Source organism: Dietzia cercidiphylli (assembly GCF_014145145.1).
GTDB lineage: Bacteria > Actinomycetota > Actinomycetes > Mycobacteriales > Mycobacteriaceae > Dietzia > Dietzia natronolimnaea.
The window spans coordinates 1-3,813 of record NZ_JAALEA010000545.1; the positions used below are offsets into that span (position 1 = coordinate 1).

The 3,813-nt window shown below is 70.6% G+C and carries 4 protein-coding genes; 3 read left to right on the forward strand and 1 reads right to left on the reverse strand.

The window, feature by feature from the left end:
* Positions 1–510, forward strand: a 510-nt coding sequence (locus tag G6028_RS17230; RefSeq protein WP_182659592.1) for a GTP-binding protein, incomplete at its 5' end; no start/stop codon positions are given.
* Positions 511–694: 184 nt separating this feature from the next.
* Positions 695–1,585 carry a LuxR C-terminal-related transcriptional regulator gene (locus tag G6028_RS17235; RefSeq protein WP_179524632.1) on the forward strand — a complete coding sequence of 297 codons (891 nt, stop codon included), beginning with the start codon at positions 695–697 and terminating at the stop codon, positions 1,583–1,585.
* Positions 1,586–1,714: 129 nt separating this feature from the next.
* On the opposite strand, the gene G6028_RS17240 is transcribed toward G6028_RS17235, so the two are convergent.
* Entirely contained in the window at positions 1,715–2,302 is a 588-nt protein-coding gene (locus G6028_RS17240; RefSeq protein ID WP_182659593.1) for a cob(I)yrinic acid a,c-diamide adenosyltransferase, read from the reverse strand.
* A 166-nt stretch (positions 2,303–2,468) separates the two neighbouring features.
* Between G6028_RS17240 and murA the strand changes: the two genes are divergently transcribed.
* A complete protein-coding gene (gene murA, locus G6028_RS17245; protein ID WP_179524634.1) occupies positions 2,469–3,752 on the forward strand; it encodes a UDP-N-acetylglucosamine 1-carboxyvinyltransferase in 1,284 nt (427 codons plus the stop codon).
* Positions 3,753–3,813: the final 61 nt, after the last annotated feature.

The window sequence follows — 3,813 nt, forward strand, 5'->3', positions numbered from 1 at the left end:
CGTGCCCACCCGCACGCGCACGATCACGACCACGCGCACGACCATCTCCACGACGGCTACCGGGCGTTCACCGTGACCCCGTCCGGGCCCCTGCACCCCCGCCGGTTCCTGTCCGCGCTCGCCTCGCCGCCGACCGGTGCCTACCGCGCCAAGGGCACGGTGACCCTGGGCACCGCCGACGGACCACGGCGCTACGAGGTCGCGCTGGTGGGGCGCCGGCTCGAGCTCCGTGCGGGCGGAGAGGGCACCGAGGGGATGGTGGTGATCGGCGTCGATCTCGACGACGACGAGGTGACCCGGTTCCTCGACGACTCCGCGCTGGCGCCGGGGGAGGCGGTCGACGCGGACGCCGATCTGGGCCTGCACCCGTACCTGGTGGGCGACCCGGACTCCAGTGACGTCGAGGAGTGGATCTACGACGAACAGCGCGTCGCACCCCTTACCGGAGCGGCCGCGATGCTGGCGGATCCCGAGGACCCCGAGGCATTCGATCCAGCTTTCACTCCCTGAGTGCACTCCGGTTGGGAAGCGGGGTGGGGCACCCCCGGGGACATCGGTCGTCGGCGGCCGACTGGGATCGGTATCAGCCCGGCCACGTGCGTATAGTGGCGCTGACGATGGTGATGTGTGGCACTTGCGGGGGGTCGTCCCCTACTCGCGGTGGGGGTATGCCACGGACGTGGGAGGAGACCTCATGGACGAGGAGAATGCCGGCCGTGGTGTAGCCGGGAGTGCCGCCAGCGATGCGCAGCGGCGTCGGCGTGATCTGGCGTCCGTCCGCAGCGCGATCTCCGCCCTGCGGGAGGCCACGGGCATCCCGGTGACCATCGGTGGGGTCGTCGGAGAGGGCCACACCCTCGTGCTCTCCGAGTCCCTCGGGATGCGCACCTCGGCGATGAAGGACCTCACCGTGCACTACGGCGCCGGCGTCGGTGGTCGGGTCATGGCCACCGGGAAGCCGGTCGGGGTGGCCGACTATCCGCGCGCCGGGGTGATCACCCACGAGTACGACCTGCCCGTGCTGTCCGAGGGGTTGCGGTCGATGGCGGCGATCCCGGTCGTGGTGGGCAAGGACGTGCGGGCCGTGCTCTACGCCGGCGTGCACTCCTCGGTCCGTTTCGGCGAGAAGGTCCTCAACCAGATGGCGGCCACGGCCCGCGCCCTCGAGCAGGAGATCGCGGTCAACGACGCCCTCGCGGCCCGGGGCGCGGCCCCGATGGGCCCGGGAGCGGGTGAGGGGCGCTGGGACGACGTCCTGTCCAACGAGCGCATGCGCGACACCCATGCCCGGCTGCGGATGCTGGCCTCCCGGACCGAGGACCCGGACGTGCGTGCCGAGCTCGAACGGATCTGCGCCGAGATGGTCTCCCCGCCGCCGGAGATGCCCACGGCACGCCTGTCGCGCCGCGAACTCGACGTGTTGGCCTGCGTCGCGCAGGGCAAGACGAACATCGAGACGGCCGCCGACATGGGGATCGGTGCGGAGACGGTGAAGAGCTACCTGCGCTCGGTCATGCGCAAACTCGATGCGCACACCAGATTCGAGGCGGTCAACGCGGCGCGTCGGATGGGCGTTCTGCCCTGACCCCCGGGGCGGCTGCACGCTCGGGCACGGCGGTTCGGGGACAGCGGAGCGGCTCGGGCACAGCGGAGCGGCTCGGGCGCAGGAGAGCGGCTCTGGCACTGCGGCCGGGGTCCGGGAGCTCCGGATTAATCAGCCGCGATCGGCGCCGCGCTCGCCGCCGGGAACCCAGAGGACGTCGCCCTCCGGATTGGCCACCCGTCCCAGGACGAACAGAAGGTCCGACAGGCGGTTGAGATACTTGGCCGGCATCACGGACGTGGTTTCGGGGTATGCCTCGACGGCGGCCCAGGCGGCTCGCTCGGCGCGCCTCACCACCGTCCGGGCGACGTGCAGGTGGGCGGCGCCGGGGGTTCCACCGGGCAGGATGAACGAGGTCAGGTCGGCGAGTTCGGCGTTGAACTCGTCGATCCACCCCTCCAGTCGCTCGATGTAGGACTGCTCGATCCGCAACGGGGGGTACTCGGGGGCGTCGACAACAGGAGTGGAGAGGTCGGCCCCGGCGTCGAAGAGGTCGTTCTGTACGACCCGGAGCACGGAGGCGATGCGGCTGTCGAGATCGCCGCAGGTCAGGGCTACCCCCAGGGCGGCATTGGCCTCGTCGCAGTCCGCGTAGGCGTCCAGTCGGGCGTCGTTCTTGCTCACCCGGGAGAAGTCGGACAGTCCCGTGGTGCCGTCGTCGCCGGTCCGGGTATAGATCTTGGTGAGATGCACAGCCATGACGCCAACCTACGCGTGCGCGGTCGAGCGGTCGCGTGGTCGTCTCGCGCGGCCCCGTGGTCGCCTCGCCCGGTCGCGCGTTGCCGTGGTCGCCTCGCCCGTTCGCGTGGCCCCGAGGGTGCGCGGGCTCCGCTGGTCGCCCCGGTTCTCGCCTAAGGTGGACCGCGTGAGCGGTAACCCCACGTCCCGCGAGGAGAGCTTCCTCGTCACCGGCGGCACCAGACTGGCCGGCGAGGTCTCTGTCGCCGGCGCCAAGAACAGCGTGCTCAAGCTGATGGCGGTGGCACTGATGGCGGAGGGGCGGACCACACTGACCAACTGCCCGGACATCTCCGACGTGCCCGCGATGGCCGACGTGCTGCGGCACCTGGGGTGCACCGTCGAGATCTCGGGCGGAACGGTGGTGATCGACACGCCGGCGGACCTGGGGCACGTGTCGGACGACAAGGCAGCGCAGCGACTGCGGGCATCCGTCTGCATCCTCGGGCCCCTCGTCGGTCGCTACCACCGTGCCGAGCTGGCGATGCCGGGCGGAGATGCGATCGGGGACCGGCCACTCAACTGGCACCGCGAGGCGCTCGAGAAGCTGGGCGCCACCACGAGGATGGATCACGGCCGACTGGTCGCCGAGGCCACCGAACTGACGGGCGCCAGGTACACGCTCGCGTTCCCCTCCGTGGGTGCCACGGAGACTTTTCTGTTCGGCGCGGTTCTGGCCCGCGGCACCTCGACGCTGGTCAACGCCGCCCGGGAACCAGAGATCGTCGACATCTGTGACCTGTTGTCCAAGATGGGTGCCCGCATCAGCGGGGCCGGGACGAGCACCATCACCATCGACGGTGTCGAGACACTGACGCCGGTGAGTCACCGGGTGATAGGGGACCGGATCGTCGCCGCCACCTGGGCGATGGGCGCCGTGATGACGCGGGGTGACGTGACCGTCACCGGCATCGATCCCATGTTCATCCACGTGGTGCTGGAGAACCTCCGCGGTGCGGGGGCGCAGGTCTCGACCGGTCCGGACTGGGTCCGGGTCATCCAGGAGGGCCGTCCCCGCGCGCGGGACGTGCGGACCCTGCCGTTCCCCGGCTTCCCGACCGATCTCCAGCCGATGGCGATCGCCCTCGCCTCCGTGGCGGACGGCGCGTCCGTGATCACCGAGAACCTCTTCGAGGCACGATTCCGCTTCGTCGAGGAGATGGTGCGCATGGGAGTCGATGCCGAGACCGACGGGCACCACGCGAAGATCCGGGGCCGTGAACGCCTGGACTCCGCGACCGTGTGGGCCAGTGACATCCGCGCCGGCGCGGGCCTGGTCCTCGCCGGGATGTGCGGGGACGCCGTGACCGAGGTCTGCGAGATCTTCCACATCGACCGCGGGTACCCGGACTTCCTAGAGAAGGTGCGGTCCCTGGGGGGCCGGATCGAGCGCGTCGACACCCACAGGTGACGCGAGCGGCCTCGCGTCCTTCTGGCCGTTGACCTGGCGATTTGCGTTTGGGTTCACGTCT